This window comes from Streptomyces sp. NPDC058796 (assembly GCF_042745235.1).
Lineage (GTDB): Bacteria > Actinomycetota > Actinomycetes > Streptomycetales > Streptomycetaceae > Streptomyces.
The window spans coordinates 353,653-379,091 of the sequence record NZ_JBHYOP010000009.1 but is presented as its reverse complement, the minus strand read 5'-3'; the positions used below and the strand labels follow the sequence as shown (position 1 = coordinate 379,091).

The 25,439-nt window shown below is 69.1% G+C and carries 17 protein-coding genes and 2 pseudogenes; 8 read left to right on the top strand and 11 right to left on the bottom strand.

Features of this window, described 5'->3' with window-relative positions:
* Window positions 1-7: 7 nt before the first annotated feature.
* From ACFW47_RS24285 to ACFW47_RS24275, 3 genes and pseudogenes are all read left to right on the top strand, one after another.
* A pseudogene (locus ACFW47_RS24285) lies at window positions 8-145 on the top strand (SDR family oxidoreductase); the annotation flags it as partial.
* Window positions 146-176: 31 nt separating this feature from the next.
* Window positions 177-611, top strand: coding sequence for a VOC family protein (locus ACFW47_RS24280; protein WP_386277883.1), 435 nt, complete (start codon window positions 177-179; stop codon window positions 609-611).
* A gap of 1,073 nt (window positions 612-1,684) precedes the next feature.
* The gene (locus tag ACFW47_RS24275) at window positions 1,685-3,340 is read left to right on the top strand and encodes an N-6 DNA methylase (protein ID WP_386307050.1); all 1,656 of its coding nucleotides are present in this window, start codon (window positions 1,685-1,687) and stop codon (window positions 3,338-3,340) included.
* Window positions 3,341-3,401: 61 nt separating this feature from the next.
* On the opposite strand, the gene ACFW47_RS24270 is transcribed toward ACFW47_RS24275, so the two are convergent.
* From ACFW47_RS24270 to ACFW47_RS24250, 5 genes are all read right to left on the bottom strand, one after another.
* Window positions 3,402-5,537 (bottom strand): UvrD-helicase domain-containing protein, encoded by a 2,136-nt coding sequence (locus ACFW47_RS24270; RefSeq protein ID WP_386307047.1) that lies wholly within the window; start codon window positions 5,535-5,537, stop codon window positions 3,402-3,404.
* 36 nt (window positions 5,538-5,573) lie between these two features.
* Window positions 5,574-6,827, bottom strand: coding sequence for an McrC family protein (locus ACFW47_RS24265; protein ID WP_386307045.1), 1,254 nt, complete (start codon window positions 6,825-6,827; stop codon window positions 5,574-5,576).
* Window positions 6,824-8,638 (bottom strand): DUF4357 domain-containing protein, encoded by a 1,815-nt coding sequence (locus ACFW47_RS24260; protein WP_386307043.1) that lies wholly within the window; start codon window positions 8,636-8,638, stop codon window positions 6,824-6,826. The genes ACFW47_RS24265 and ACFW47_RS24260 overlap by 4 nt, the downstream gene beginning before the upstream one ends.
* An 82-nt stretch (window positions 8,639-8,720) precedes the next feature.
* Window positions 8,721-10,820, bottom strand: coding sequence for a DUF262 domain-containing protein (locus ACFW47_RS24255; protein ID WP_107476681.1), 2,100 nt, complete (start codon window positions 10,818-10,820; stop codon window positions 8,721-8,723).
* A gap of 366 nt (window positions 10,821-11,186) precedes the next feature.
* Complete coding sequence (locus ACFW47_RS24250) at window positions 11,187-11,993, bottom strand: hypothetical protein (RefSeq protein WP_386307041.1); 807 nt, start codon at window positions 11,991-11,993, stop codon at window positions 11,187-11,189.
* A gap of 357 nt (window positions 11,994-12,350) precedes the next feature.
* On the opposite strand from ACFW47_RS24250, the gene ACFW47_RS24245 reads away from it, so the two are divergent.
* From ACFW47_RS24245 to ACFW47_RS24235, 3 genes are all read left to right on the top strand, one after another.
* Window positions 12,351-13,673, top strand: coding sequence for a hypothetical protein (locus tag ACFW47_RS24245; RefSeq protein WP_386307039.1), 1,323 nt, complete (start codon window positions 12,351-12,353; stop codon window positions 13,671-13,673).
* Between the two features lie 160 nt (window positions 13,674-13,833).
* A complete protein-coding gene (locus ACFW47_RS24240) occupies window positions 13,834-14,706 on the top strand; it encodes a hypothetical protein (protein WP_386307037.1) in 873 nt (290 codons plus the stop codon).
* Window positions 14,703-14,930 (top strand): hypothetical protein, encoded by a 228-nt coding sequence (locus ACFW47_RS24235; RefSeq protein WP_386307035.1) that lies wholly within the window; start codon window positions 14,703-14,705, stop codon window positions 14,928-14,930. Before ACFW47_RS24240 ends, ACFW47_RS24235 begins: the two co-directional genes overlap by 4 nt.
* Window positions 14,931-15,013: 83 nt before the next feature.
* On the opposite strand, the gene ACFW47_RS24230 is transcribed toward ACFW47_RS24235, so the two are convergent.
* The 3 genes from ACFW47_RS24230 to ACFW47_RS24220 all read right to left on the bottom strand — a co-directional run bounded on the left by ACFW47_RS24230 (window position 15,014) and on the right by ACFW47_RS24220 (window position 16,317).
* Complete coding sequence (locus ACFW47_RS24230; RefSeq protein ID WP_386307033.1) at window positions 15,014-15,454, bottom strand: ATP-binding protein; 441 nt, start codon at window positions 15,452-15,454, stop codon at window positions 15,014-15,016.
* Window positions 15,455-15,542: 88 nt separating this feature from the next.
* Window positions 15,543-16,010, bottom strand: a complete 468-nt coding sequence (locus tag ACFW47_RS24225) for a hypothetical protein (protein WP_386307031.1) — start codon at window positions 16,008-16,010, stop codon at window positions 15,543-15,545.
* Window positions 16,011-16,092: 82 nt separating this feature from the next.
* A complete protein-coding gene (locus tag ACFW47_RS24220) occupies window positions 16,093-16,317 on the bottom strand; it encodes a DUF397 domain-containing protein (protein WP_386307029.1) in 225 nt (74 codons plus the stop codon).
* A gap of 321 nt (window positions 16,318-16,638) precedes the next feature.
* Here ACFW47_RS24220 and ACFW47_RS24215 point away from each other — a divergent pair.
* Together ACFW47_RS24215 and ACFW47_RS24210 are read left to right on the top strand one after the other, a co-directional pair.
* A pseudogene (locus ACFW47_RS24215) lies at window positions 16,639-17,516 on the top strand (Scr1 family TA system antitoxin-like transcriptional regulator).
* Window positions 17,513-17,704 carry a DUF397 domain-containing protein gene (locus ACFW47_RS24210; RefSeq protein ID WP_386307027.1) on the top strand — a complete coding sequence of 64 codons (192 nt, stop codon included), beginning with the start codon at window positions 17,513-17,515 and terminating at the stop codon, window positions 17,702-17,704. The pseudogene ACFW47_RS24215 and the gene ACFW47_RS24210 overlap by 4 nt, the downstream one beginning before the upstream one ends.
* 46 nt (window positions 17,705-17,750) lie before the next feature.
* On the opposite strand, the gene ACFW47_RS24205 is transcribed toward ACFW47_RS24210, so the two are convergent.
* The 3 genes from ACFW47_RS24205 to ACFW47_RS24195 form a co-directional block, all read right to left on the bottom strand.
* Window positions 17,751-18,116 (bottom strand): hypothetical protein, encoded by a 366-nt coding sequence (locus ACFW47_RS24205; RefSeq protein WP_386307025.1) that lies wholly within the window; start codon window positions 18,114-18,116, stop codon window positions 17,751-17,753.
* Between the two features lie 219 nt (window positions 18,117-18,335).
* Window positions 18,336-22,454 carry an Eco57I restriction-modification methylase domain-containing protein gene (locus ACFW47_RS24200; RefSeq protein WP_386307023.1) on the bottom strand — a complete coding sequence of 1,373 codons (4,119 nt, stop codon included), beginning with the start codon at window positions 22,452-22,454 and terminating at the stop codon, window positions 18,336-18,338.
* Window positions 22,454-25,399 (bottom strand): DEAD/DEAH box helicase, encoded by a 2,946-nt coding sequence (locus ACFW47_RS24195; protein WP_386307021.1) that lies wholly within the window; start codon window positions 25,397-25,399, stop codon window positions 22,454-22,456. The genes ACFW47_RS24200 and ACFW47_RS24195 overlap by 1 nt, the downstream gene beginning before the upstream one ends.
* Window positions 25,400-25,439 lie beyond the last annotated feature (40 nt).

Below are 25,439 nucleotides of genomic sequence, written 5' to 3'. Positions count from 1 at the left end.
GGAGCACCTGGCGACGCAGGTGCCGCTGGGCCGGCTCGGACGCCCGGAGGAGATCGCCGCCGCCGTGGTCTTCCTCGCCTCCGGGCAGAGCGGCTTCATCACCGGTTCGAGCCTGTACGTAGACGGCGGCATGAACCAGATCTGATGTTCCGACAGAGCCCTGCTAGGGTGCGCCGATGTCATCGATCAAGCAGTTCCAAGTGACCTTCGACTGCGCGGAACCTGTGCGACTCGCCGGTTTCTGGTGCCAGGTGCTGGGCTACGTCGTACCGCCGCCCCCGGAGGGGTTCAGCACCTGGGAGGACTACCACGACTCGCTGCCCCCCGAGGACCAGGACGCCTACTTCGCGTGCAGCGACCCCACCGGAGTGGGCCCGCGCCTGCTCTTCCAGCGCGTCCCCGAAGGCAAGGTCGTCAAGAACCGGGTCCATCTCGACGTGCGCGCCGGCACGGGGCTCGTGGGGGAGGAGCGCCTCGCCACACTGGAGGCCGAATGCGCACGACTGGTCGCGCTCGGCGCGGTGCACGTGCGGACGATGGTCGCCGACGAAGAGAACGAGTCGTGCATCGTGATGCAGGACATCGAGGGCAACGAGTTCTGTCTCGACTGAGCGACTCCGAGCGGCGAGGCGTTGTTCCTCACAACCCTCGAGGCGTCAGGCACCCAAGTGTAAAGTGAAGACCGCACTTGACCTGCACAAAGCAGGCAGGGAGCCGTCTTCCAGGAGTCCGACATGCTGCGCACCATGTTCAAGTCCAAGATCCACTAACTGGGCATTTGTGCAGGTCAGAGGCACGTTCGGGCCGTCCAGGTCAGCAAATGGTCAGCATCGGTCGCGGGAGCGTCCCAGCTTGCTGACACAGATGGCCGCTGACGGGGGCCTCGACAGGTCTCTGGCTCCCGCTTGGGACGTTCCCTGGTACTCGACAGGTCGACCGCGGCATGAGTCTTAACCTCGCCAGCCCCGGTGTCCTTCTCGTCCATTGTGCCGGCGCCATTGGCCTCGGCTTCGGTATACCGCGACCGGGAGAGCGGAAGGTCGTCGCGGTGTCGGCCCAGGCTGCGCACGATGCGCGAGTAGTCACGGATACCGAGCAGAGGAACCGGGGCGTCGCTGAGGAGCAGGGAGATGACGGTACGTGCCTGCCGAAGATATTGAGACCGTACCGCGGGGCAAGTTCAGTTCCTTCTGCCGGAGGGCGAAGGAGAGGCCGAAGCGCTTGTCCTTGAGGCATTCGGGGATCAGTTGGGATCCCGGGTCGCCGTCGACGGTGACCCGGGATCCCAACTGCTGCGCGTTCGGCCAGGGGGTGACGCTGCAGGGAGGCGGTGCCGCTCATCTGCTCCAGTGTGAGAAAGCTGTCGGCCAAGTGCTGGACGAAGGTGAGGAGACCGGTTATCCCGAGTTCCTCCTGGAAGGGAAGAGGCCAAGGGCCGCAGAGCGGGCTGAGTCGGTGAGAGCCGGAACGAGACCGGAACGGATGGAGGTAGACCGCAGCGAAGAGGCGGGTAGAGGACGAGGACCGTTCGTCCTCTAGCAGGAGGGACCCTGCTGGCCGGGGGCAGAAGCATCGCACTGGACTCAGAGGGACTAGGTACACACGAAGGGCTCTGGTGAAACCGTGTACAATGTCAATAAGCTATTCCCTGGAGTGTTAATTTCACTCCGTGTACGCTGGGGGTATGACGGACAATGCCGCTTCATCGGCTGGCCCTCTTGTCACCGGTTCCGAGATCGCTCGGTTGGCGGGGGTCACCCGGGCCGCTGTTTCTAACTGGCGTCGGCGCTATGACGACTTCCCGGCGCCGGCGGGGGGCGCCGCGACCAGTCCGCTCTACGCGCTAGCGGAGGTCCAGGCGTGGCTGGACAAGCAGCGCAAAGGCCAAGAGGTGTCACCCGAGGTCGAACTGTGGCAGGCCATGCGGGCGGTGTACGGGGAGCAGACGGTCACGGGACTTGCCGGGGTGGCTGGGATGCTGGCCGGAGAGCATGAGCTGGGGTTGCCGGACGACATCGCCACCCGTGTGCGGAGGCTCGCCCGGACCGAAGGGTCTGTCGACCTCCTGAACGGGCTGACGGAACGTTTCATGGATTCCGCCCGGCGTGCGGGATCGGACCAGGTGACTTCCGAACGCGTGGTGCGTGCCGTGCGTCACTTCGCTCCTGAACTACCGAGCAATGCCACGGTTTTCGATCCCGCATGCGGGATCGGAGTGCTACTCCTGTCCGTTGCGGCCCAAGCGGGAACCCGTTGCTGCGGTCAGGAGGCAGATGCTGACAGCGCTCGTTTCGCGCAATTCCGCGCCGACCTCCTGGGGCGATCGAGTGTGCGTATCGTGGCAGGTGATTCCCTCCGCGCGGACGAATGGCCGGACCTCAAGGCGGACCTGGTCGTCTGCGACCCGCCGGCCGGTGTGACCGAGTGGGGGCGGGAGGAACTGCTGCTCGACTCCCGCTGGGAACTCGGTACCCCGTCCAAGGCCGAAGGGGAACTGGCGTGGCTCCAGCACGCCTATGCACACACCGAGCCCGGCGGCCAGGCCCTCTTGGTCATGCCGGCCTCGGTCGCGTATCGCAAGGCAGGCCGCCGTATCCGGGCGGAACTCGTTCGCCGGGGCATCGTGCGCCAAGTGGTCGCCCTGCCAGCAGGGACGGCGACCTCGCACGCCCTGCCCGTTCACCTGTGGTGTCTGCAGCGCCCCGAGGGCACGGGAACCGCGGATACGAACCACACCGTGCGCATGATCGACCTGACCGGCAACAGTCCCGACGGAAGCCTGGAACCACGCCCCGACCAGGTCGCCGACGTGCCGCTGATCGAGCTCCTCGACGACACCGTCGACCTGACGCCCGGCAGCCATCTGCGGACGCGAAACCGGGACTATCCCGCTGAATACGCCGCCCTGCGCAAAGAGTTGGAGGAGCACATCCGCCGACTCGCCGCACTGCTGCCCGAGCTCGCGCCGGGCGGCGGACCGGGCTCCCTGGACGGCGCCACCACCAGTGTCGCGGATCTCGCCCGCGCCGGACTCGTCGCGTACGACGGGTCGGAACCGGTCTCGGCCAGCGAGCAGCTCGACACGGACTACCTGCAGGGATTCCTACGCAGTTCCGTCAATGCCCGCCGGAGCACCAGTGCCAGTGGGACCTACCGCCTCGACGGCAGGGGCTCACGTATCCCTCGCATGGGCATCGACGAGCAGCGTCGGTACGGCTCCGCCTTCCGGACACTGTCCGCCTTCGAGGAAGGGATGCGCAAGGTCGGCGAGCTGAGTCGGGAGCTCACCGAAATCGCCCGCGACGGCCTCTCCACGGGAGCCCTGGCGCCGGAGAAGTGAGGAGGTGCGGGGCGTCTGGTGGGGCCCCGCAAGCTCCGCGCGGGCCGCAGCGGGCGGCTGGTCAGGCGACGTGTGGCAGGAACGGGCTCGGAGCTCCGCTCCATGTGACGCTCAGGGCTTCGCGAGCGCGGGTGCAGGCGACGAAGAGGAGGCAGCGCTCCCGGAGCAGGTCGGCTTCGTGCTGCAGGGGGTCCGCCTCGCGCGGGGTGATCTCCCGGGTGAACGGGACGGCGCCCTCGCCGGTGCCGAGGACGGACACCGCCCGGAACTCCAGGCCCTTCATCGCGTGCATCGTCGCCAGCCGCACCCCCTCGGCGCTCTGCGCGGTCTGACCTTTGACCCGTAGCACGGGAATTCCGGCGGCCTTCAGCTTCTCCTCCGCCGAGTCCAGAGAGAGGTTGAAGCGCGCGCACACGCCGATCTCGTGCGGTGCCAAACCCTCGTCCAGCAGTTTCCGCACCCGGTCCAACAGGGCCTCGGTCTCCTCCTGCCGTGTGGCGTAGCCCTGTGCCTGGGGGTGGCGCCCGTGCAGCAGCGAACGGTACCCGGCAAGCGAGTCCGTGCCCTCGCCCTCCAGCGCCTCGACCGTAACGGGCGCCAGAAGCCGCGCCGACCAGGCGAGGATCTCCTCGGTCGAGCGGTAGTTCACGCGCAGGCGGAAGCTGCGGCCGGCCGTGGCGATGCCCAGGGACCCGAGGGACACCCGGGAGTCGTAGATCCGCTGGTGCGGGTCGCCGGTGACGAACAGATCATCGGGACCCGGGGACACAGCGGCGCGCAGCACACGCCACTGCGCGGGGTGTAGATCCTGCGCCTCGTCGACCACGACATGGCCGTACGGGGCCGGCGCCTCGCCGAGGAGATCTGCGGCGCGTGCGCAGATCCCCAGGTGCGTGGTCTCACTGCGGTCCCGCAGAAGCCGCTCGAACCGCTCCACGCCGCTCCACACCTCCCGGCGGCGTGCGGGCCCGAGACCGGTGCCGCGCCCTCGACGACTTACGCCGAGGTAGGCGTCGAGATCGCGGAGGTCCTGGCCGAGGACGACGTGCCGGTACTCCTGCGCCAGGAACCGGGCGGTGAACGGCAGATCGAGCTGCTTGACGACCTTCTCCCACAGCTGCCGCTGCTCCCGGTCCCCGATCGGCCTGGGCGCGGTCGCCGACCCCGCCCGCACCACACCGTGTGCGTAGGCGTCCACCGTGGTCACGTCGACCCGCGCCAGCAGCTTCTCGTCCTCGTCGAGGAGCAGGCCGAGCATGTCGCGCAGGCCGGCGGCGAGCGCGTTCGTGTACGTGGTGAGCAGGATGCGGCTGTCGTCGGAGCGGCCCAGCAGGTGCTTGACGCGGTGCAGGGCCGCCACCGTCTTGCCCGTGCCGGGGCCGCCGGTGACCTGGACAGGGCCCCCGAACGAGGTGCGGTAGGCGACGCGTCGCTGGGAGGGGTGGAGGAAGACCCGCCAGGCGGCGAACGGCTTGTCCAGGGCCTCCTCCAGCTCCTGCGGGCCGGTGACCAGGCGGATGCGCGCGGGGGTGTTGGCGATCACCGTGGCCAGGTCCTCGACCGGCTCGGCGGGCGCGTCGGCGGGCCGGCGGACGGCCACGACGTCCCGGTAGACCTCTTCCGGACTGAAGCCTTCGGCGAGGTACTGCAGCACCTCCAGCTGGTCCTCCGGCAGGAGTGTGGAGAACGCCTCCAACTGGGCCTTGTCCACCAGGGAGCGCGCGGCGCGCAGCACCTGGTCGTCGATGCCGAGCTCGCGCAGCGTGCCGTCGGAGATGTGCCCGAAGAGCAGCCGAGGAGCCGAGCGGGCCGCCGTCTCGTACAGCGGCGTGAGCTCGTCCAGGGCGACGGCGTTGCGCACCTCCAGGGCCCGGGTCGCGGAGTTCGCGCTGTACAGGCGTTTCGCGGCCCAGGTGTAGGCGTCGTCGTGCGGCAGCACGTTGACGAGCAGGAACACGTCGCTGCCGTCGTCGGGCGCGAGGACGACGCCACGCCAGAAGTCCGTGATGCGGATGGTGCGCATCCGTCGGTCACGGGCGTTCTCGACGGACTCCAGATGCAGTCCCTTGTCGGCGTTGAGTTCGGCGACGCTCATGGCCTGGAACTTCGTCATGGCCTTGCGTACTCCGGCTCGGACCGGTTTTTCCAGGGTGTCGTAGCCGTCCCAGAAGCTCTGGGCGAAGGCGAGCCGGGGCATGAGGTGTCTTCCTTTCCGTCCGACTGATGATCACGGTCACGCGGGGGAGCCGGCGCGGACCAGACGTCCGGCGATGGCACGCAGGGCCGACATGAACTGTCCCGGTTCGCGGGAGAGGTCGACGCTGTGCTGGTAGAGCCGCACTCCGCGCCCGTCCGCCCCCACCGCCGTTCCGCGCACCTCGTGGAAGCGCGTGGGCAGCCGTCCGGCCGCGTACACCAGGTGTGCCTCGCGCAGGCCCAGCACCGTGGCGTACGCGAGCACCTGGTACAGGTCGGCGTTGAGGCGGCCGTCGGCCTTCTCCACCTTGTACTTGGCGTCGACGACGGCGATCGGCGTCCGGCCGTCACCGGTGCGCACCACGAGGTCGGGTCGGATCCGCACGAGGCCGGCGGTGTCCAGGTGGTGGGGGTCCTGGAGGCGAGGGGCCAGCCCGTGCTCCTTCAGGGCCTCGCTCAGGGCGACGGTGACGAAGTCCTCGAACAGCTGGTTCATGTCGAACAGGAAGCCGTCCACGGCGAGCGGATCGGCCCCCGGCGGCAGGTGCTCCGGTGAGGAGCCCCGCAGCACGGCCTCGCAGAGCCGCAGAGCCGGCTGGTAGCGCGAGTTGAGGCGGGAGGGCTGCCAGCGTGGCAGCTCCTGCCCCCGGACCAGTGGCAGGGCGTCGGCGAGGCGGACCCGCTGGTGGGCCAGACGCCGCCGCACGGGGCCGGGAACGCCGGGCAGCCGCAGCAGCCGCTCGACGGCGGCGCGCAGGATGCGGTTCTCGGCGGTGTCCGCGGTGTAGGCGTCGTACGCGATCTCCACGGGAGGTGTGCGGCCGAAATGCCGCCTGATCTGCTCGGCCTCGCGTATCCGCCCGCGCACCACCAGCGAGGACTCCTCCACCTCCCGGTAGCCCTGGAGGACTCCTTGCCGCAGCGCCGCGTCGATCCGCCGCTCCACGGCGTGGGCGAGCGCGGGCACCACGTCGTCGTACGCGCCGGTGTCGACGGTGCCCTCCCGGTCGTCGCGCCAGGTCCGCTCCGGGTCGAGACTGAACCCGAGCAGGAAGAAGATCCGGCTCACCGGGGTCTTGGGCATGATCCGTACGATCGGACCGCCGGGCGTGCGGAGCGCGCCGACCCGGCTCCCCGCCCGCAGCAGCCAGTGCCCGTCCCGGGCGGGGTCCGGAGTGGCGGACTGGAGTATGCCGGAGGCGGCGAGGGCCCGGCCGGCCGCGGCGCCGAGCGGCACGGAGACGGCGGGCCCGTGCTCGTGCAGCACCACATCCGGCACGGGTGCGGTCATGCCGGCCGCTCGCGCAGCGAGTCGAGGCCGTAGCGGGCGGCGACGTCGATGCCCTCGCCGTAGTGGTGCTCTTCGAGGAGTGGCAGGATCTTCGTGCGCCAGGTCCGCTCGAGGCCGCCGTCGCGGTACACGCCCGGCTTCATCAGGTACGAGGGGCCGATGGCGAAGTCGGCGTCGTCGATCCGGGAGTTCAGGGAGTCGAGGAGGCGGGCCGGCTCCGGGTCGCGTCCTTCGCGCTCGAGCCAGCGTCCGAGCAACCCGGCGGTCGGCTCGATGCGCGGGGACAGCTCCACGAACGCGAAACGGCGCCGCATCGCCGCGTCGACCAGCGCGATCGACCGGTCGGCGGTGTTCATCGTGCCGATCACGAAGAGGTTAGGCGGCAGCGGGAAGTCGTCCCCGGAGTAGGTGAGCCGGACGGACCGGTCCCGGTACTCCAGCAGGAAGTACAGCTCCCCGAAGACTTTGGCCAGGTTGGCGCGGTTGATCTCGTCGATGATCAGGAAGTGGGGGATGTGCCGGTTGCCCTCGCGGGAGGCGAGGTCGGCGAGCTCCCGCAGCGGGCCGGCGGTCAGCCGGAACGCCACCTCCCGTGTCTCGGGGTCCTCCACCGGCCGGAACCCCTCGAAGAAGTCCTCGTAGGAGTACGACGGGTGGAACTGCACGATCTTGACCTGCTCCGGTCCTCCCCCGAAGTACTCGGCCAGCTTCATCGCCAAATACGTCTTGCCGGTGCCCGGCGGACCGTAGAACACCAACTGCTTCTCGTCGAGCAGGAGCTCGCGCAGCTCATGCAGCCACGCCCGGTCGTGGACCAGGAGCTCGGCGGCGAGCGACCCGCTGATCTCGGGCAGCGTCAACTCCTTCGGCACCGGCCGCTCAAGGGTCTCCGCGACCTCCGTCTCGTCCGTGCTGTCCGCCTGACCGGTCAGTCCGTCCAGGGCGTCCAGGACGCCGGTCAGATCGACCACGTCGTGCTGCACGGACAGTTTCTGCCGCAACTCCCCGGGCAGCTCGTCGTACGGGTGACTGTCCGCCCGCCAGGTGACCGACCGGCGCAGATTGGACAGCCCGCCCGGCGACGTGGTCTGTACGGCGTCCCCGGTGATCCGGCCGAGGTACAGCCGGTCGTCGTCGTAGGTGGCCACGGTGTCCCCGACCCGCATCTGCGTCAGGAACGCGTGCAACTCGTCCACCAGGCCCTGCTTCTGGTGGTACGAGGCCGCTCCCTCGTAGCCCTCCTCGACGAAGCGGCGCAACGCGCTCTTGGTCGGATCGGACTCCTCCAGCGGCGGCAGGTGCGCGCCCGACAGCGACACGAACCCTTCCTTCAGCCACAGCTGCCGCACCAGGTTGTGGCCCGAGACGTTCGAGCCGCGCACCAGCCACGCCTTGTGCGGGGGACGCCAGCCGGTGGACAGGTAGTCGGAGAGTGGGTGGCCCTCGTCGGTGCGCCAGGACTCCGGACCGGAGGCGTCGTAGCCGTACACCAGCGCGGCGGCGGCCGACGAGGAGTTGCACTCGATGTCCCGGGTCACCACCCAGCGCGCGGACCCGTCCTGGGGCCGGCCGGGGGCGGCCGGGGCGTCCACGAGCGCGCCGTCCGCCCGGAGCTCCGCCCGGAACCGGCGGGCGTGGCGGCCGAGCCCCGGCCACTCCTCGGCGGTCACGAGGGACCCCTCCCGCAACAGGAACTTGTTCGTCCCGTTGCCGCCGAACTGGGTCAGTAGACAGCCGCGCGCTTCGGCACCGTCCTGCGGCAGCTTGATGCGGAACTCAGGTGTGCCGGGGAGGCGGTCGGGCTGCGGCATGGGTGACCTTCCGGGAGGGGCGATGCCTGCGTCGAACTTCCTCAGGCTACGCGTTGACACCGTCAACGCGCATGGGCGAGTTTCAGTTCTCTTCGGACAGGACGGCGCGCAGATCCGCCAGCGTCACCTGTCCCTCAGGGGTGTCGGCCAGCCAGAAGGTCCAGCCGTTGGTCCCCGCTCCAGCCGCGTTGGCGGCTCCGGACGGGGTGTCGTGGATCTGCCCGTCGAGCAGGATGCGGCCCTCGTCGTCGACGACGGCCACCTGCCCGTACTCCTCCCATGCGGGGGTGAGAACGGTTCCCGCGCTGATCAGGCCGGCGTCCAGAAGCTCCGACAGTTTGATCCGGCGGGAGGGGAGCCTGCTCGCCGTGCGCTGCTCGGGTACGACGGACGGGGTGCTGTACACAGGGCGGTAGGAGTCGCTCTCCAGCTGCCCGAAGGCGTCACGGACGACCTGTGCCATCAGGGAGCGGCGAGCGGTGAGGAAGGTGTCGTAGTCCATCGACGGCCAGTCGTCCGGCAGGGCGTGCAGATAGCGCTGACGGGCCATGACGTCGGCGGGCAGCCCCTTGGCGGCCAGCTGCGCGGGCCAGTACTGCGCCGGCGCCCGGTCGGAGATGGTGATGTTGTCGCTCCACTCCAGCAGCGCCATGTTGGCGATCTGGTTGATGCGCGTGCTCGTGGTGATCCTGAGGGAGTTCTGCAGGTACTTCCGGGGGAAGAGGTGATGCCGTTCGACGCCCTTGCGCGCGAGGATGGCCGGGTCGAGCCGGGTACGGACCTTGACGTCGGACAGCAGGACGTCCGCGTCCAGGATGTTGAGAGCCGCGATGTACGCGAGCAGGGCGGGCGATTTGGCAGCGGAGCTGTTCAGCGTGTTGGGCAGAGTGATGGTCCAGAAGTCCGAGGTGAGGGTTTCCCGGACGACCCGGTCGAGGGTGGTGGTGTAACCGTCCGCGTCGCCGTGCGGGACGTCCCGCAGCAGGGCGAGATCGTGCTCCATCTGGGACTCCACCGAACCGGTGTAGCGGCCGGTGAGCTGAGCCATGAAGAACCAGCGCGCCATGACGGACCGGAGCCGGTCGAGGGGGACGCCGTAGCGGACGCGGCCGATCAGCCAGAGCGCGTAGCTGTAGAGCAGCGCGTTCTGACTGGAGATCATCTTCTCGCCGCGGAAGCCGGCGCGCTCCAGGCAGAGGAAGAACTCGTGCCAGTGCTGGAGGTCGAGGACGTGCTTCTGCGCCTGCTGGAGCTGTTCGAAGCGTGCCTCGCGCTGCTCGGGGGACAGCTTCCCCGAGGCGTCCCGTCCGCGCAGGGTCGCGTAGACCTGCTTGAGCACGGCGGAGTCCAGGCCGACGGCGGCGACCACGCGCAGCAGCTGAGGCGGCTTGGGCTTGATGTACCAGTTGAAGGGTGACGCACCGTGGAGAGCGGGAGTCCGCGACTGCCGGCAGAACTCCTCAAGGGCGCGGCGTCCGTCCTCCCAGAACACGGAGGTGAGCGTCAGGATGAAGTCGGCCTGGTCGAGCTTCACGCCTTCGCTGTTGATGCGGACGAAGATCTCCGCGACCTGCTCCTCGTCGATGTCGGCCGAGAGCACCACCCCCTTGAACGGGTAGCTCTCCAGGTCGTGCAGACGGTCGAGCGCGTCCTGGATCCGGTCCTCCTCGGCCTCGGTGAGGGGACGCTTGTCGTTCAGGCGGGCGAGGAAGTCACGGATGACCTTGCGGCGTCCTGTGGCGGTGTCCCACAGCACGCTGATGTCCGGGAGGTACTCGGGGTCCCTCTCGATGGCCGCGTCCGTGACGGCGAAGGTGTCGTCCGAGGGGCGGAAGGCGAGCCGGACGCGTGTCGTGCGGTAGTCCTCCCTCACCACGGGCGTGCCGGTCATGACGGCGAAGAGCGAGGTGAGACGCTGCTGGCCGTCGACGATGAGCCGACGAGCCGCCTCCGGTTTGGCCCCTTCGCCGATCTGCCGCGCCCCGGGTTCGATCCCGGTCTCCCAGAACAGCAGGTAACCAACCGGGAAGCCTTTGTACATCGAGTCGAACAGCTCGCGCGCCTTCGCCGGTTGCCACACGTAAGGCCGCTGCAGGTCGGGCAAGGCGATCTCACCACGCCGGATGTCGGTGATCAGGTCGGCTACCTGGTGGGTCGTGTCCTTGAACAGCACGGTGGCCATCGGCCGGGTCTCCTCGGGAAGTGTGGATGGAACTGGCGGACTGTGGGATCAGCCGGTCATGGTGAGCAACGCGGCGGTCGCAGTTCCGGTACTTCGGCAGGTGTCGATTCGGCTGCTTCTTCGCCGCATCCGGACTCGTCGTCCCGGTTGCGCAGTCGGCCGACGGCCCACTTCAGACCCGCCCCGGCCAGGGTGAGGGCGAGGACGCCGGCAGTGACCTCCACTCGCCCCTTCGTCCTGTAGTGGCCTCGTAAGTCGTCAGGCCCGCCCAGCTCCCCGGCTTCTTGGGTGAGCCGTGTCCAGTCGTTTCCCATGATTCCACTCGATCCGTCCGTGGTCCGACCGCCCGACGGGCAGCCGGCTCTCTCAGTCGCGCCTGGGACGCCGATGCCGCCAGTACTGGTGGACCTTCAGCACCTCGTAGCTCCACGTCATCTGTTGCTGCGCGGCAGTGCCCGAGCACGGCAGGCCGAGCTGCTCCGCGATAACCGGAAAACGGGGGTGCATCTGCCGGTCGCCGACCGTGAGGAGAGCACAGAGAAGGGGTTCGCCCTCACGGCGCTCCTCGTCCACCAGCCACAGGATGACGCTCTGGTCGTCCCGGTGGAGCCGCGGCAGTCCGGGGAGGCGCTTGCTGATACGGGACCAGGTGGTGGTCGCGCCCATGCGGGCGGTCTGTTCCAGCAGCGGGCGGAGCTCGGTGGCGATCTCCGACAACTGACCGGTCCCCAACAGGGGCGGCTCGTCACGACGAACCGGTGTCCGAGCGCCGGAACCGTCCGTCGGTGAGGGCGTGCGGTGCGCCGCGGTCTCCTTGACAGGCTTCGCCTCACGACGCGGCACGTGACCGCTCGCGCGCTTCGCGGCAGGACGGTGCCCCGGACGCGCCGTGGAGCGCTGCCGGGCCGGGGACTCGTGCCGGACTTCGGCCGTCGCCGCGCGCCGGCGCCCTTCCTCCAGCCAGGATGCGGAGTTGAGCACCTTCTTGAACGCCTGGAGCTCTTCCCGCTGCTTCCGGGTCTCACTGGGCGGTGCCTCGGCCACCTGGGACCAGGCCAGCCCGTAGAGGAAGGTCGCCTCGGCCACCGCGTATCTCTCCACGGCGCGCTGCAGGTCCAGGAGGATGTGGTTGACGTTCCGGTGGAGGCGGGCGACGTCCATGGCGGTGCGCACGGGGCGCCCCGTGGTCCTGCGACGGAAGTCCGTCTGCCAGCTCGAGCCGCCGCTGAGACGTACCCGGTTCCGCGCCAAACCATCCCCCAACCCGTGACACGCTGTGCGTCTCGTCCACGGCACGGACGAGAGGGCCGCCCCCCTCGACGACGCCCGCATACGCAGACAACGCTAGATTGATGCGTTGGCAGTGTCAACAGAGCGTATGCTGAGTGGTGTTGCTCGTGCCGCCCGCGCCGACCGGCTGTGCCGAGAGGCGTTCGACGGGGACCGAGTGACACACGGTGTGCCGATTCGGCTATACCGTTCTGCTGGGACGTCAGACGCAGGCTGACGTGGGGATGAGTTGGGGGGACGATGATCGACTACCGCAAGGCGCCGAACGTTCCGGTCTGGACGCTGGCGACACGCGACGTCCAGGTGCCGGCAGTCATCGGAGACGGGCCGATGACGGCGGAGCGGCTGAGTGAACTGCGGGGTGTACTCGCGGCGCTGGCCGACCAGCCGATCGCCACGCTCGAGGCGCACCCGCTGCCCGAGAAGCTCGACCGCAGCCGTGGCATCCCCCTCGACGCCGCCAGCCCGCTTGCGCAGCACCTGTCGCAGCTCATCACCGAGTCGGCGAAGACGTCCGCCGCGGCGGCCAAGGCGACGGCCTCGGGCGAGATTCTGTGCCGCGTGGTGGTCCCGGCGAAGGTCGCCGAAGACTTCGGGAAGGGGCTGGTCACCTGGATGGCGCCGAAAGGGGCCACGGGCGGGTTCTACGGCGACCTCGTGCATACGGTGACAGGCCAGGTCGCCGCCAAAGCGACGATCGTGCCGGTCAGTGGAGCGGCAGCGGCAGGCACGGTCGGCGGTGCCGGCGCGACCGCCGGCGCCGCTGCTGTGGGGGGCACGGTACTCACCGTGGCCGCTCCGCTCGTGCTCATGGCGGTGGCCGTCGGGGTGAGCGCCCACGCCGACGGCAAGCGGCAGCAGGCCATCGAGCACATCACGGACCTTCTGGAGCAGCTCCAGGCCGACAAGCTCGACGACGAGCACAGTGCACTCAACGGCTGCCGTCCCGCCATCGACAAGGCCACGGCCATCCTGCTCGACCAGGGCAGGCTCGGTGTCTCGCTGGGCCTCGACTCCGCGGTGCACGCCATCGACACGGCCCTGAGCAAGGCCGACATCCGTCTCGCCCGTTGGCGGAGCGCGCTCGACAAGCTGCCGGCCGGCGAGCCCGTCGAGATGGGCACGCTGACCGAGGCGTTCCCCGGCGTCGACGAGCAGGGAGGAGTGTTCCGCACCCACCGCGAACTGGCGTCGCTGGCCATCGCGTTGAAGCGGCGCGTCAACGTCCTCCAGGCGGTCGAGCGGGCCCAGAGCGAGCCGGACAACCTGTTCGAGAACTTCGTCCGTGCCCTCAAGGACGACGAGCGGCGTCTCGAGGAGCTGGAGAAGGGCATCGCCGCCGTGCTGCTGCGTTTGTCGACGCTGGAGCTGGCGCGCCCGAGCAGCAAGCGCCCCGTCTTCACGACCGGTGAGGTCGACCGGCTCCTGCGTTCGGCGTACCAGCTCCGCAGCCTGGGCGACGGCGTCGCACTCAACGGCCGCCCGACGGACGTGGCGATCGAGATCGCCCGTGACCGGGACGGCTCGGTGGTGGTGTTCCCGGCGCTGCCCGCGGAGGCATAGCGCTGCGGAGGGGAGGGTGAGGGTGCGCGGCTCCGGCGCGATCGTGTGGCTCGGCGGGGGAGCCTGCCCGACGTGCGTCGCCCTCTCGCCCGAACGCATGCTGCTAGGAAATTTCGGCGTTCTGAGGAGCAATCAGGCGCATGGTGCTTAAGGTCACCGCATGGTGGAGTTAAGGACGCTGAAGGGATACCTGCTCGAAGAGGTGCTCGCATGGCTGCTGAGATCGAGTGGATACCGTCTGCTGACGGAGGCGGACGACACGGCCAGGCCCCCGTGGAAGGTGCTGGAGAAGCGCAAACACGGGCTGGTGGTCCGGGGACGGGGGGCCTGGCACCAGGCGGACGCTTTGGGCGAGTTCCCGTACGTCCCTCCGTTTTCGCTCCCGATCCGTCTGTTCGCCGAGGCCAAGTTCACCGGCTCCCCGGTCGGACTCAGTGTCGTACGCAACGGCCACGGTGTAGTGCACGACCTGAACGCAGGCGAGGTCACCACGCTGAGCAGTGGTGCGGGTCCTCGGCGCCCGAGGACGCGCTACCACTACAGTTACGCGATCTTCTCGACGTCAGGGTTCACGCGGGACGCGCAGGAGTTCGCGCTGGCCCATCAGATTTCGCTTATCGATCTGTCGCTGCCTCACTTAAACCGCCTGTGCAAGCTGGTGAAGGACGCTGCCGAGGCGGTTTACGACATGACCAAGTCGATGCCTCCGAGTCAGCGGCCCGCCGTGTACAGTATCCGCAGCTACGTACGCCGTCACCTGCTGGACATGTACGAGGACCCCGTGCCCAGCTCCGCCGCGGTGACTCGTCCGCTCGACACGCTGGTGGCCGACCTGCAGCGTCTGCCGCTGGGCTCGTACTCGCCTTTCCCGCAGCTCCGTTCGTCCTCGGGCTCGTCTCCGACGACCTCGAGCACTTCTTCAGATACGCGCGGGCACATCCCACTCACGCAGTGCGCGTGCGCAGGAGCCAGCGGAGCGCAGGGCATCCTCTCTGGTTCCTCGAACCCCGTGAAGGACGTGCCTACACGTTGACCTTCAGCCTCCCGGAGTATGTCGAGGACTGGATTCTCGACCAGGAAGAGGGGATCAGGTCCCGCACCCGTCGGACGGCGCGTGACCTGCTCTCCGCCATCACTGTCTACTGGGTCGAGGGCGGACACACCCACACCTTCCGGCTCCACTACGACCCGGACGAGTTCCGTGAGGTCAGCGGAAGGCCCAGAACACCGTTCAGCGACTTGGACCTCCTGTACTGATCCCGAGGGTGGTCGGCTTGGTGTGATCGAGGTCGTCTGCCGAGGCCGGGTGGGAAAGCCGGCGCGGTCGGTCGGCGAAGTGATCAGGGGATGGTGTCGAGCAGGTCGGCGCGGACCGTCTTGCCACTGGGTGGGTAGGGGATGCAGTCCCAGTGGTCGGCGAGGGCGGTGACGAGGGTCAGGCCGCGTCCGGTGGTGCCGAGTGGGTCGGTGTCCGTGGGGCGGGAGAGTGGGCGGAGGTCTCCGCGGGCGTCGCTGACCTCGATACGGAGGCGGCCGGCCGCCGGGTCGAGGGTGAGCGTGAGCCGGAAGCAGCGGCCCGGCACGCGTCCGTGCAGGACGGCGTTGGCGGTGAGCTCCGCCACGACGAGTTCGGCACGCTCCGTAAGGTCCTGCGAGACGTCCCAGGAACGAAGTTCGGTCACCGCGAGGAGCCGCGCGAGACGGGCGCCGCGCCGTGTGGACGAGAGCAGCTGGGTGAAGGTGCCGACGGGGGCGCCGACGTGAGGTGTTGCCTGGTTCATGGCGTCAGCGTGGCGGGAGTTGACGGGCGGAGGCGAGACCCGAGCCCCGTACACTGAGTGAGCGTACGGAGCCGGAGCGAGCGATCTTCTACGCGCATGGGCACGGCAGTTCGAGGGTCGCGCGGTTCGGGGAGCACGTCACCACGGTGAGGGCGAGGTACGAGGGGCGTTCGAGGTAGTGGCCGTACGACATGTCGCCGCCCGCGTGCAGCCGTTCGGCGGCGGCGTCCACCAGCCGGGCCAGGCGCGCGGTGTCCCGGTCGTGCTCCGCGGCGAACCGCGGGGCGTACTCGGCCAGGCGCTCACCCAGCCAGGCCGCCGCCTCTTTCGCCTCGCCCCAGGTGCCCCGCACCAGCGAGCGGGGCTTGATCAGCCAGTACGCCGTCTCCAGGGGCGGGAGGTCCGACGTGCGGAACTCCGCGGCGACCTGGCGGTAGCGCTCGATCAGTTCCGGCCTGCTTCCGGCCGGCGGCGGGTCGGGGTGCGGGGGCCGTCGCAGGGCCTCGTCGTCGAAGCGCGCCTTCGGGCCGGTCCAGAGGTAGGCGTGGTGGTGCACGGGCTGCTCCCGGAGTGCGGAGCGCCGGCCGGACGCGGGGAGGGACCCGGTCCCGGCCGGCGACAGGGGGGAGGGAGGAGGGTCAGGCGCCGAGGCCGAAGCGGGCCGGGTCAATGCCGGCGGCGTTCAACTCCTCCGTGGTGAACCGCAGAGGCTCTGCGTCCGGCCGCTTGCTGTCGCCCAGCGCCCAGGCGTCCTCACCGATCCGGGCGAGGGTCACGCATCCCTCCGTGCAGGGGCCGCCGCACGCCTTCGTGAACGAGGCCGCGCTGATGTCGAGCGCGTAGAGGTTGGTTCCGTTCTGCATGACTGCACCTTCCAGCTCGTCTGACGCGGCCGGGTCCGGCCGCCGCCGCCCGTGGCGGGCGGGAGTGCACGGAGGGGACGTGCCGTCCGGGTGTTTCCGCAGGTGAGCGGTGGACACGGACGGCTCGTCCCGGATCTCCGTGACCTCAGAGTGGCGGTCGGACGGGGGCGGGGACGAGTGTGGCACCCCGTACGCTGAGTCAGCGTACGGACACGAAGAGTGGACGGTACGTCTGATGATCCGTCAGGCTGGGGGGTGGACGCGGGCGGCGTGAGAGACGGCCGGCGCGGCGCGGTGCGGAGGCGAGGAAAGGGGCGGCGAATGGACGTAGTCGGGGTCGAGGGGGAGGCGGTGGCTGGGAGCGCCGGCGGTGTGCGGGCGGTTCCGGCGGGGCCGGTGGGGGAGTGGGAGCGGGAGCCACATCCGTCGGACAGCCTGCGGACGTTCGGGGCGGTCGTGCAGGCGCTGCGTGAGCACGCGGGGCTGAGTCGGGCGGACCTCGGTGCGAGGGTGCAGTACTCAAAACACACGGTCGAGTCGGTGGAGTTGGGGCGCCGGATGCCGGACGAGGCGTTCGTGGAGCGCGCGGAGGAGGCGCTCGGTAACACGGGTGCGCTGCGGAAGGCCGCGCGGCATTTGACGCGGGGGGAGGCGGGGCTGGCGGCGTGGTTCCGGCGGTGGGCGCGGCTGGAGCGGGAGGCGGTGAGTCTGTGTACGTATGAGTGTCGGTTGGTTCCGGGGTTGTTGCAGTCGGAGGCGTATGCGCGGGCGGTGTTCGACAACAGCATCCCGTTGCTGACCGACGAGCAGACGGAGGCACAGGTCACGGCCCGAATGGAACGGCAGGCGATGATGCGGGAGCGTCCGACCGTGCCGTTCGGCTTCATCGTGGAGGAGTCGGTGTTCCGGCGTGGGCTGGGTGGGCCCGAGGTCCAGGCAAACATGCTGGACCACGTGCTGGAGCTGACTGCGCCGCGCAACGTGACGCTGCAAGTGGTGCCGGTAGAGCTGGAGTTCCACGGGTGCCTGGACGGGCCTATGCGAATCCTGGAAACTCCGAAGGACAGCAGAACGGACGGCTGATCTCCGACGCGAAAGAGATGAGTCTGCTCTGCCGACGCTATGACACACTGCGCTCGCAGGCCCTGAACCCCAAGGAATCCCGGGACCTGCTGGAGCGACTGCGAGGAGAGCTATGAGCAGCGGTACGTCGGAACTCGCCTGGTTCAAGTCCAGCTACAGCGGCACCCAGGGAGACGACTGTGTGGAGGTCGCGATCGCCGAACAGGCCGTTTACGTACGGGACTCCAAGGACGTGACCCGCCCGTCCTTCGCCGTCGGCCGCGAAGGCTGGGGGCGGTTCGTACGGTTCGCGTCGGAGCGATGAACGACTTGGGGGCGTGCCGTCCGCGGGAGTAGCGGGCGGCACGCCCTCACCGCGTCTCGTTCGTGGGGCCGTACCCGAAGGCCGCGCGGTTGATGAAACGGTCACCGAGGTCGCGCACGGGCGCGGGCTTCGATTGCTTGGCAGTGCTCTTCGCCGTGGACTTCTTCGGGGCTGGCTTCTTGCCGCCCGCACGCTTGGTCGCTGTCGCCTTCGCCTGCTTGGCCTTCTTCGCGGCCGGCGTGTTGCGCGCGGCGAACCTCTTGCGGGCCGCTGAGAGCCTTTCGCGTTCTGCAACGGCTACGTTGGCGGGAAGGGCGTCGGCGAGAACGCGAGCCCGGCTGAGCGCGTAGCGCGCTGCACTCCAGTTCTTTTTGTTGATGGCCATGTTCGCAAGGCTGATGGCCTGCTGCAAGGCTCTGATCTTCGCGGGCTGCTTCCGAGGTATCTCGGACTCGGCCCCGCTGCTGCGCTTCTGCCCGGCGGCTCGGGTACGCCAATCCGTACCTGAGCTCAGGACGACGACCGACCGAGGATTGCTGCTCTGGTTTACGCGTACCACGTGCGTTGTTCCTTGGATGAGCGGTGGGCAGGCCCTGGGGCGGCCACCAGGCGGGGCCATCCCAGGGTCAGGTCAGTCGTGGCGAGGCCCCTGGCCGGGAGGCGGGGTGAGGGTGGAACGGTAGGTACCGGACTCGCCCTCGTTAAGCGGGTTCTCCAAGGTCAGGCCAGCGGCGGCCATGCGGTCGTACTCGGCGAGGATCAGGTTCTTGGTTCGGTACTCGCCGTGCGCCTTCACGTCGTTGTCGCGTGTAATGCTGAAGGTGTCCAGGATGTAGGCGGTGTCATCGCGGTTGATGCCGTAGACGTGGAAGAAGTACGCGTCCAGCTCGGCCCGGATGGTGGCACGACGGTCGGCGTTCCAGCGGAAGGGCGCGCCAGTATCACCCAAGTCGTGGGCGAAGGAAGCCATGTCGTGGGCGTTATAAACGAGTTCAAGGAGGCGGGGAACGATGAATGAGGCGTGAGCCTCCAAGGAATCAGGAGTGGGTACGGGAAGCTGCCGGACGATGAAGAAGCTCATGGACGTTCCGCCGATGGACTGTCGGGCGGTGTAGTCGAACACGAAGGAAGACCAAACTGCCGCCAATAGCGAAGCTTTCGGAGAGAACGCAAGCAGGAACTTGTGCACAAATCCGTGCGCTGGTGCCGCTGAGCAGATCATGGCGCGCTCATTGGTCGCATTGGTGATATCGCGCCATCCTAGACACCATCCCCGGTCCCAGCCCTTAGCCGCCAGGCGGCTTCGTACGCCGGGGATCTTGATTTCCTGACCGTTCTTGTCGAACTTGCCAGTAGGAGTGTCTTGCTCGGGGACCCAGTAGCGCGGGAGTGGTGCGAAGTTCGGGTCGTCGTGCTGTTCTGGCGTTGTTCGGGGGAGCGTGCCTACGTTGGCTTGGGCCTCGGTCTGTCCCTCGAAGGTGCCGAGGCGGTGGTCATAGTGGTGAAGCATTTTTGCCTCGTACAGCGGAAGTAGGCGTTCTCCACCGCGAACTAGGACGTTGCCGTCGAGGGTCCAGCCTGCCTGGAGCAGGTCGTCGAAGGTTTCACCGTTCTGAGCGTCAGGGCGTAGTAGGTGAGAGTCGTGCGACATGTTGTACAACCCCTGCATGAAGGAGAGCCCCCAAGGGTTGCTGCCAGCGCCTGTCGTCATGTCGACCAGGACCGGAATGTGACGGTAGATACCGAGTGTAATCTCGGCATCTCGGGGGTTCCGGAAAACTGGGCATGTGCCGGTGTTTGGGTTAAGGGTTTGGATGTCGCGGCCGGTCAAAGTGTAGGAGCGTTCACTGATCTGTTGGACTTGACGCACCCGGAAAGCGATCGAGATAGGTGAGTCGAGCGAACCGGTGCCAGTCATGCAGAGCAGCGCGAAATTAACGCGGTGATCTACGCCAGGGAAGATCCTGTCCTCGTTCTCGAATCCATACAGAGCAACCAGGTGCCCCTTGGTGACTAGATCCTTGAAGAAATACTGCGTCCGGGCATCTGTCGCGATTCCCGTTGGCACGATGAGGCCCGTACGTCCGTGGTCAGCGGTGAGGATGCGGTCATTTTCGGAGAACAGGGCGTAAAGGTTCAAATTCCCCTGACCGGTCAGTGGGAAGCGGCCAGAGGTGCGCCAAAAGTGACTCTCGCCGTAAATCTTACACTTGGCGGCCTCGTACTCGTTGTATAGGTGGATGGTGTCGGGGGAATCCTTGAGCGCCAGAATCTTCTTCCTGCGAGCAGCCGTATTATTCGTCGCCGCAATTTCTGGTGCTCGTACCGCGAAGAATTCCGTTTCGGGAAGGCTCACGCTGTCCCACGGAGGGTTTCCCACTACCGCGTCGAATCCGCCGACCCACCCCGTTGCCTGCTGCACGCGTGTCCCCGACTCCGGGACTGCGAAAACCTCCGGAAACTCCAAGTGCCAGTGGAAGAACCGGTACTGGTCCCGCAGGCTCAGGATCTCGGCATGCGTGGCATCCGGCACCGCCGACTGGTCGCGATTGCGCAGCGCACGGAATACCTGGTCGGTCGGTGCCTCCGGTGCCCCCTCCCGCTTGGGCCAGACGAACGCGGCGCACCAGGCGTCAGCGGCGTGCAGGTCCTGCACGTACGTCGTGGATTCGACGTAGGCGCGGTAGGCGGACTCCTGCGCCCGCACCTGCTCCAGGGAGTCGGCCGGGGCGGCGGTGATCCGAGCCAGCTCAGCGGCGTACTGGTCGTTGCCCGGCATGACGTCCGTGTCGAAGGTCAGCTCGTCCTGCCCCGCGCGCTGGGCCCTGTTCCGCTTGACCAGCGCAGCCGCGTACTTCTTGTCGTCCCCCTCGATCGGCTTGAACGCGTCGTCCGGAACCCCCTCCGCCAGCAGCTTCGGCGTCGTCCCGATCAGCCCGTTGCCGTGCTTGACGTGGGCGTCCAGGAACCCGAGCGGCTTACCCGGCTCCAGCGCCTCCAGCCACAGCGAGACCTTCGCCAGCTCCACGGCCATCGGGTTGAGGTCCACGCCATAGATACAGCGCGCGACAACCTCGTGCAGCGCATGCCGCACCGCGTCGACCGTCGGCTCCGGGTTACGCTCACGCACCGAAGCCACCCGCTTGGCGATACGCCGAGCCGAAGCAACAAGGAAGTGCCCAGACCCACAAGCCGGGTCGCAGACCGTCAGGGACAGCAGCTCGTCGACGATGTCGTCGGCCGGGTCGGGACGGCCGGCCTCCGTGGCCCGCTGCTCGCCCCGCTTCACCGCGTCATCTATGACCGGATCCAGCGTCGTGTCCAGCAGGCACTCGATCAGCGACGACGGCGTGTAGTAACTACCCGTCGTCTTCCGGCTGTTGCCCGCGACCTCGATCAGCTCGAAGGTGCGGTCCGTCGCCGAGTGCTTCGGCTCCAGCTCCAGCAGCGACTCGTAGACCGAGCCCAGCTCCTCCGCGTCCAGGTGCCTGTAGTCCACGGACCGCCACCGCCGCGCACCCGGGTCCCGCACCTGCGCAAGGTGCCGCACGGCAGCCAGCAGCGACTCGTTGGACAGCTTCAGCCCGTCCAGCGGCGCGTCGGCCTCCGTGTGCGTGAACAAACCACCGAGGCCGGGCAGGCCCAGCTCAGGACGGCCCTCTTCCTTCCCCAGCGCATCCAGGATGATTCGCAGCGCCTCGTACTGGTCACCGTGCGCCGTTCCCTGTCGCCGCCGGGCCCGCTCCCGCAGTCGCGCCGACGAGAAGTACCGCTCGTACGCCTCCCGCTGCCGCTCACCCGCGTTCGGGTCGAGCAGGGCGTCCCGGTCCTCAGCCACAAACACGAACAACAGCCGATACACCAGCCGCAGCAACGCATCCCGCAGCGCCTTCGGGTCCACGTCCTCCCGCAACCGGACGTTCTCCGGGTGCCGCAGGAACCCGGTCCCCAGCACGGTCAGCGCGTTCTGCACGCCCAGCCGCAGCTGGTCCAGCGCACGCGCACCCGACGTGACGGCCTCCGCCCGCCACCTCTCCAGCCAGCACCCAGCCGGCGCCGCTCCCTCCGCCACAGCGAACCGCGACGCGTGCAGCACGCAATACAGCAGCACGAACTCGCTGAACAGCTCCCCGTCGAAGATCGCCTCAAGGTCGAACTCGACGTACGCCGCCGTCGCGAAGGACGACGAGTCCCGCAGCAGCCGCAGCCGGCGCCCGTTAGTGAGCACTGCCCACAGGTGGGCCTCCGTGCGGTTCAGGCAGTCCTGGAGCATCGACTGCGCCGGGACCTGACCGGCCGCCGGACGCTTGTCTAGCTCCTGGTTCCACGGCACCAGATGGACCAGCGCCGGGCCGTGCCGGTGCGACACCGGGAACCGCTTCTCCGGGTCCGAGTCGGCCGGGATGCCCGCCACCCCGACCTCCGTCAGCGCACCGAAGTCCAGCTTGCGGAAGAGCTGGGCGAGCCAGTCGGAGCCGGCGCGGCCCGTCGGGTCGGCGGACGGCGCGCCCGTGACCGGGTCGGAGGGCAGCGCGGCGCGCAGCTCGCGCCACAGCGGCTTGAGGTACTCCCAGGCGCGCTCGGCCTCGTCGCGCACAGGGACCGACGCGGGCAGGCCGTAGTCGGCGGGCTTGGTGCCCGGCAGGTTCCGCGCCTCGGCGATGCGCAGCAGCATGTCGGCGGGGAGCAGACCGCCGACCGTGGTGACGGCGGTGAAGGCCAGGGCGGTGCGGGTGGCGGCGGCGGACATCAGGCTTCGGCTCCGGACACGGTAGAGGCGGCGGGGGCGGCAGGCGGCACGTAGACGTACACGCCGAGGACGTCGGCGGGTTCCTGCGGGATCACCTTCAGGCCGCGGACGATCTCTTCGTTGGCCTTGCGTACGCGGCGGTGCGAGGCGTCGAGTTCGGCGGCCAGGCGGGTGCCGTACTCGGTGAGGTGGTCGGAGAGGCCGGGCAGGCCCTCCAGTGCGCGGCTGATGGACTTGCGGGCGGCCAGCTCGTGGGTGTTGGCGGTGGCGCGGGCGCCGAGCAGCGCGGCGGCCGCGTCGTCGTCCAGCCAGCGGGCGCGCTGCGGCAGACCCTCGTAGGCCAGCAGCCGCGCGTCCTCGGCGACCACCTGCCGCTCACCCGAACGGGACGGCAGGGTGAGGTGGAAGCGGTACCGGACCAGCAGCAGCGTGGTGCGGACGCTCACCGCGTCCGTCGTCACCACACCGCAGCGGCGGGCCGGGCGCGGGCCCAGCGCCTTCGCGTCCAGCGCCGAGTCCAGGACGTATGAGGCGACGGCCCCGATCGCCGGGTCGGTGCGGACGAGGGCGGCCTCGCCGCGGCCGATCGCCGGCGTGGTGCGGAACGGGATCTCGCGGTCCTCCTCGACCAGCCGGTTGCCCAGCGTGGCCGCGAGCGCGTCCCGCAGTCCCGCCGGGGTGCCGCCGACCTGCGCGGTGAAGTCGCCGCTGCCGTCACGAGGATCCCGCACGAGCGCGTCCAGGTCGCGCAGCGCCTCCAGCGTGAACTCGCGCACCTCCTCCGCACCGCCGAGCGCGGCCCGTACGGCGGCGACCTCGCGGGCCACCTCCTCCGGGTGGATGGCCCGCTGCGCGTACTTGGAACGCGAGGTCTTCTCCCGCTCGGCCGCCGACGTCCACTCCCGCTCGATACGGTCGAACGACTCCTGGTGGCCGTCCATCTCGAACAGGCTCTCCTGGCTGCCCTGCCGGCCGTGCAGCAGCAGCCACTCCACCACGGCGTCCGTGACGCCGCTCGCGGTCTCGTCGGGCACGGAGACGGAGATGCCGAGGTCCTTCTTGATCTGCCGGTGCTTCTTGAACAGCACCTCCAGGACCTTGCCGTCGATGCCGTTGTCCTCGCCGTACATGGTGACGACGCGGACCTGGTCGCGCTTCTGGCCGTACCGGTCGACGCGGCCCTCGCGCTGGTCGTGGCGGGTCGGGTTCCACGCCAGGTCGTAGTGGACGACGGCGTCGAAGTGGTGCTGGAGGTTGACGCCCTCGGAGAGGCAGTCGGTGGCGATCAGCACGCGCCGCACGGACGGGTCGCCGCCCTCCTCGGCGGCGAGCTGCTCGATCCGCTCCAGGCGCTGCTGCGGGGAGAGCGTGCCGGTCACGGCGGCGATCCTCGTCTTCTTGCCGAGCTTGCCGTCCAGCTGCGCGGCGAGGTAGTCGGCCGTGGGGATGTAACGGCAGAAGACGATCGGGTTGTAGCCCTCGGCGATCAGGTCCTTCAGGTGCTTGGTCAGCGCCTTCAGCTTCGCGTCTCCCGCCGGGCCCATCAACTCCTCGGCGCGCCCGGCGAGTTCCAGCAGGCGGGCGCCCGCGTCCTCCGACTCGGCGGCGCCGGGCGCGACGTCCATGCCCTCGTGCCGGTCGTTCTCGGCGGAGTCGGCGGCCACCGGGGCGCCCAGCACGTCCGCCTCGTGCGCGGTGCGGGCGGTCGCGGACTCGGAGCGCGTCTTGAGGGTCTGCGCGGCGGCGGCCGGGGACGACACCATGGAACGCAGCAGCGCGATCACCGACCACCAGGCGATGCGGGCCTCCCGCTTGCCCTGCTCGCCGGCTGCGTGGACGCGGTCCGCGGCGTAGGCGATCGCGTCGTCCAGCAGTGCCCGGTAGGCGGGCGTTAGCTTGTACGGCTCGTCCTTGGTCCAGCGGTCGGAGGGGAACGCGGTCCGCTCCGCCAGGGAGTCGTCGGTGAGGCCGTCCTCCTTGGTGAGGTAGTCGCGCACGTCGGCGCGCTTGCGGGCCACGAAGTGCTCGGCGAGCTTGGCCCGACCCGCCGGGTTCTCCAGGTCCAGCGTCGCCAACTCGGGCCGCACCAGGCCGAGCAGGTTGCGGAACGCGGACTCCTTGCCGGAGTGCGGGGTCGCCGTCAGCAGCAGCAGATGGCGGTCGGCGTCGGCGGACACCTTCCGCAGCAGCTCGTAGCGGAGCTGGTTCGTCGCGGAGGACGCGCCGCCCTGCGCGGGGTCGTCGGCGGCCACACAGGTGTGCGCCTCGTCGACGATCACCAGATCGGGGCAGTGCTTGACGAAGTCCTCACGGTGACGGGTCGACTTGATGAAGTCCGTCGAGATGATCGTGAACGGGTGACGGTCGAACAGCGACTGGCCCAGCTCCAGGTTGCGCTCCAGACGCGACACCGTGGACGCCAGCACCAGCTCCGCGTCGATGCCGAACTTCTCCCGCAGCTCGCCCTGCCACTGCTCGGCCAGCGCGGGAGAGCACAGAACCGCCAGTCGGTTCGCCTCGCCCTGCGCCAGCAGCTCCTTGGCGATCAGCCCCGCCTCGACCGTCTTGCCGATGCCGACGTCGTCCGAGATCAGCAGTCGTACCGTGCGCTGCCGCAGCGCCATCAGCAGCGGGACCAACTGATAGGCGCGCGGCTCCACGGCGATCGACGCCAGCGAGCGGAACGGGCCCGCGCCCGACCGGAACCCGATGCGCAGCGCCGTGCGCAGCAGACCGGCGGCGCGCTGGTCGCCCAGGTCGTCCGGGCTCGGCGCGGCGAACTCGGCGGGGCGCACCTCCTCGAACGAGGGGAAGACGGCCGCGATGTCGTCCTCGCTCCCGCCCAGCGGGCGCAGCACCAGCATGTCGGTGGCGCTCTCGGGCAGCACCACCCATTCCCGGCCACGGGCCGCGACCAGCGAGCCGGCTGTGTACGTGAGGCTCATGGGATGTCTCAGTTCCTCGGGTCGATACGTCGGGAGGTCG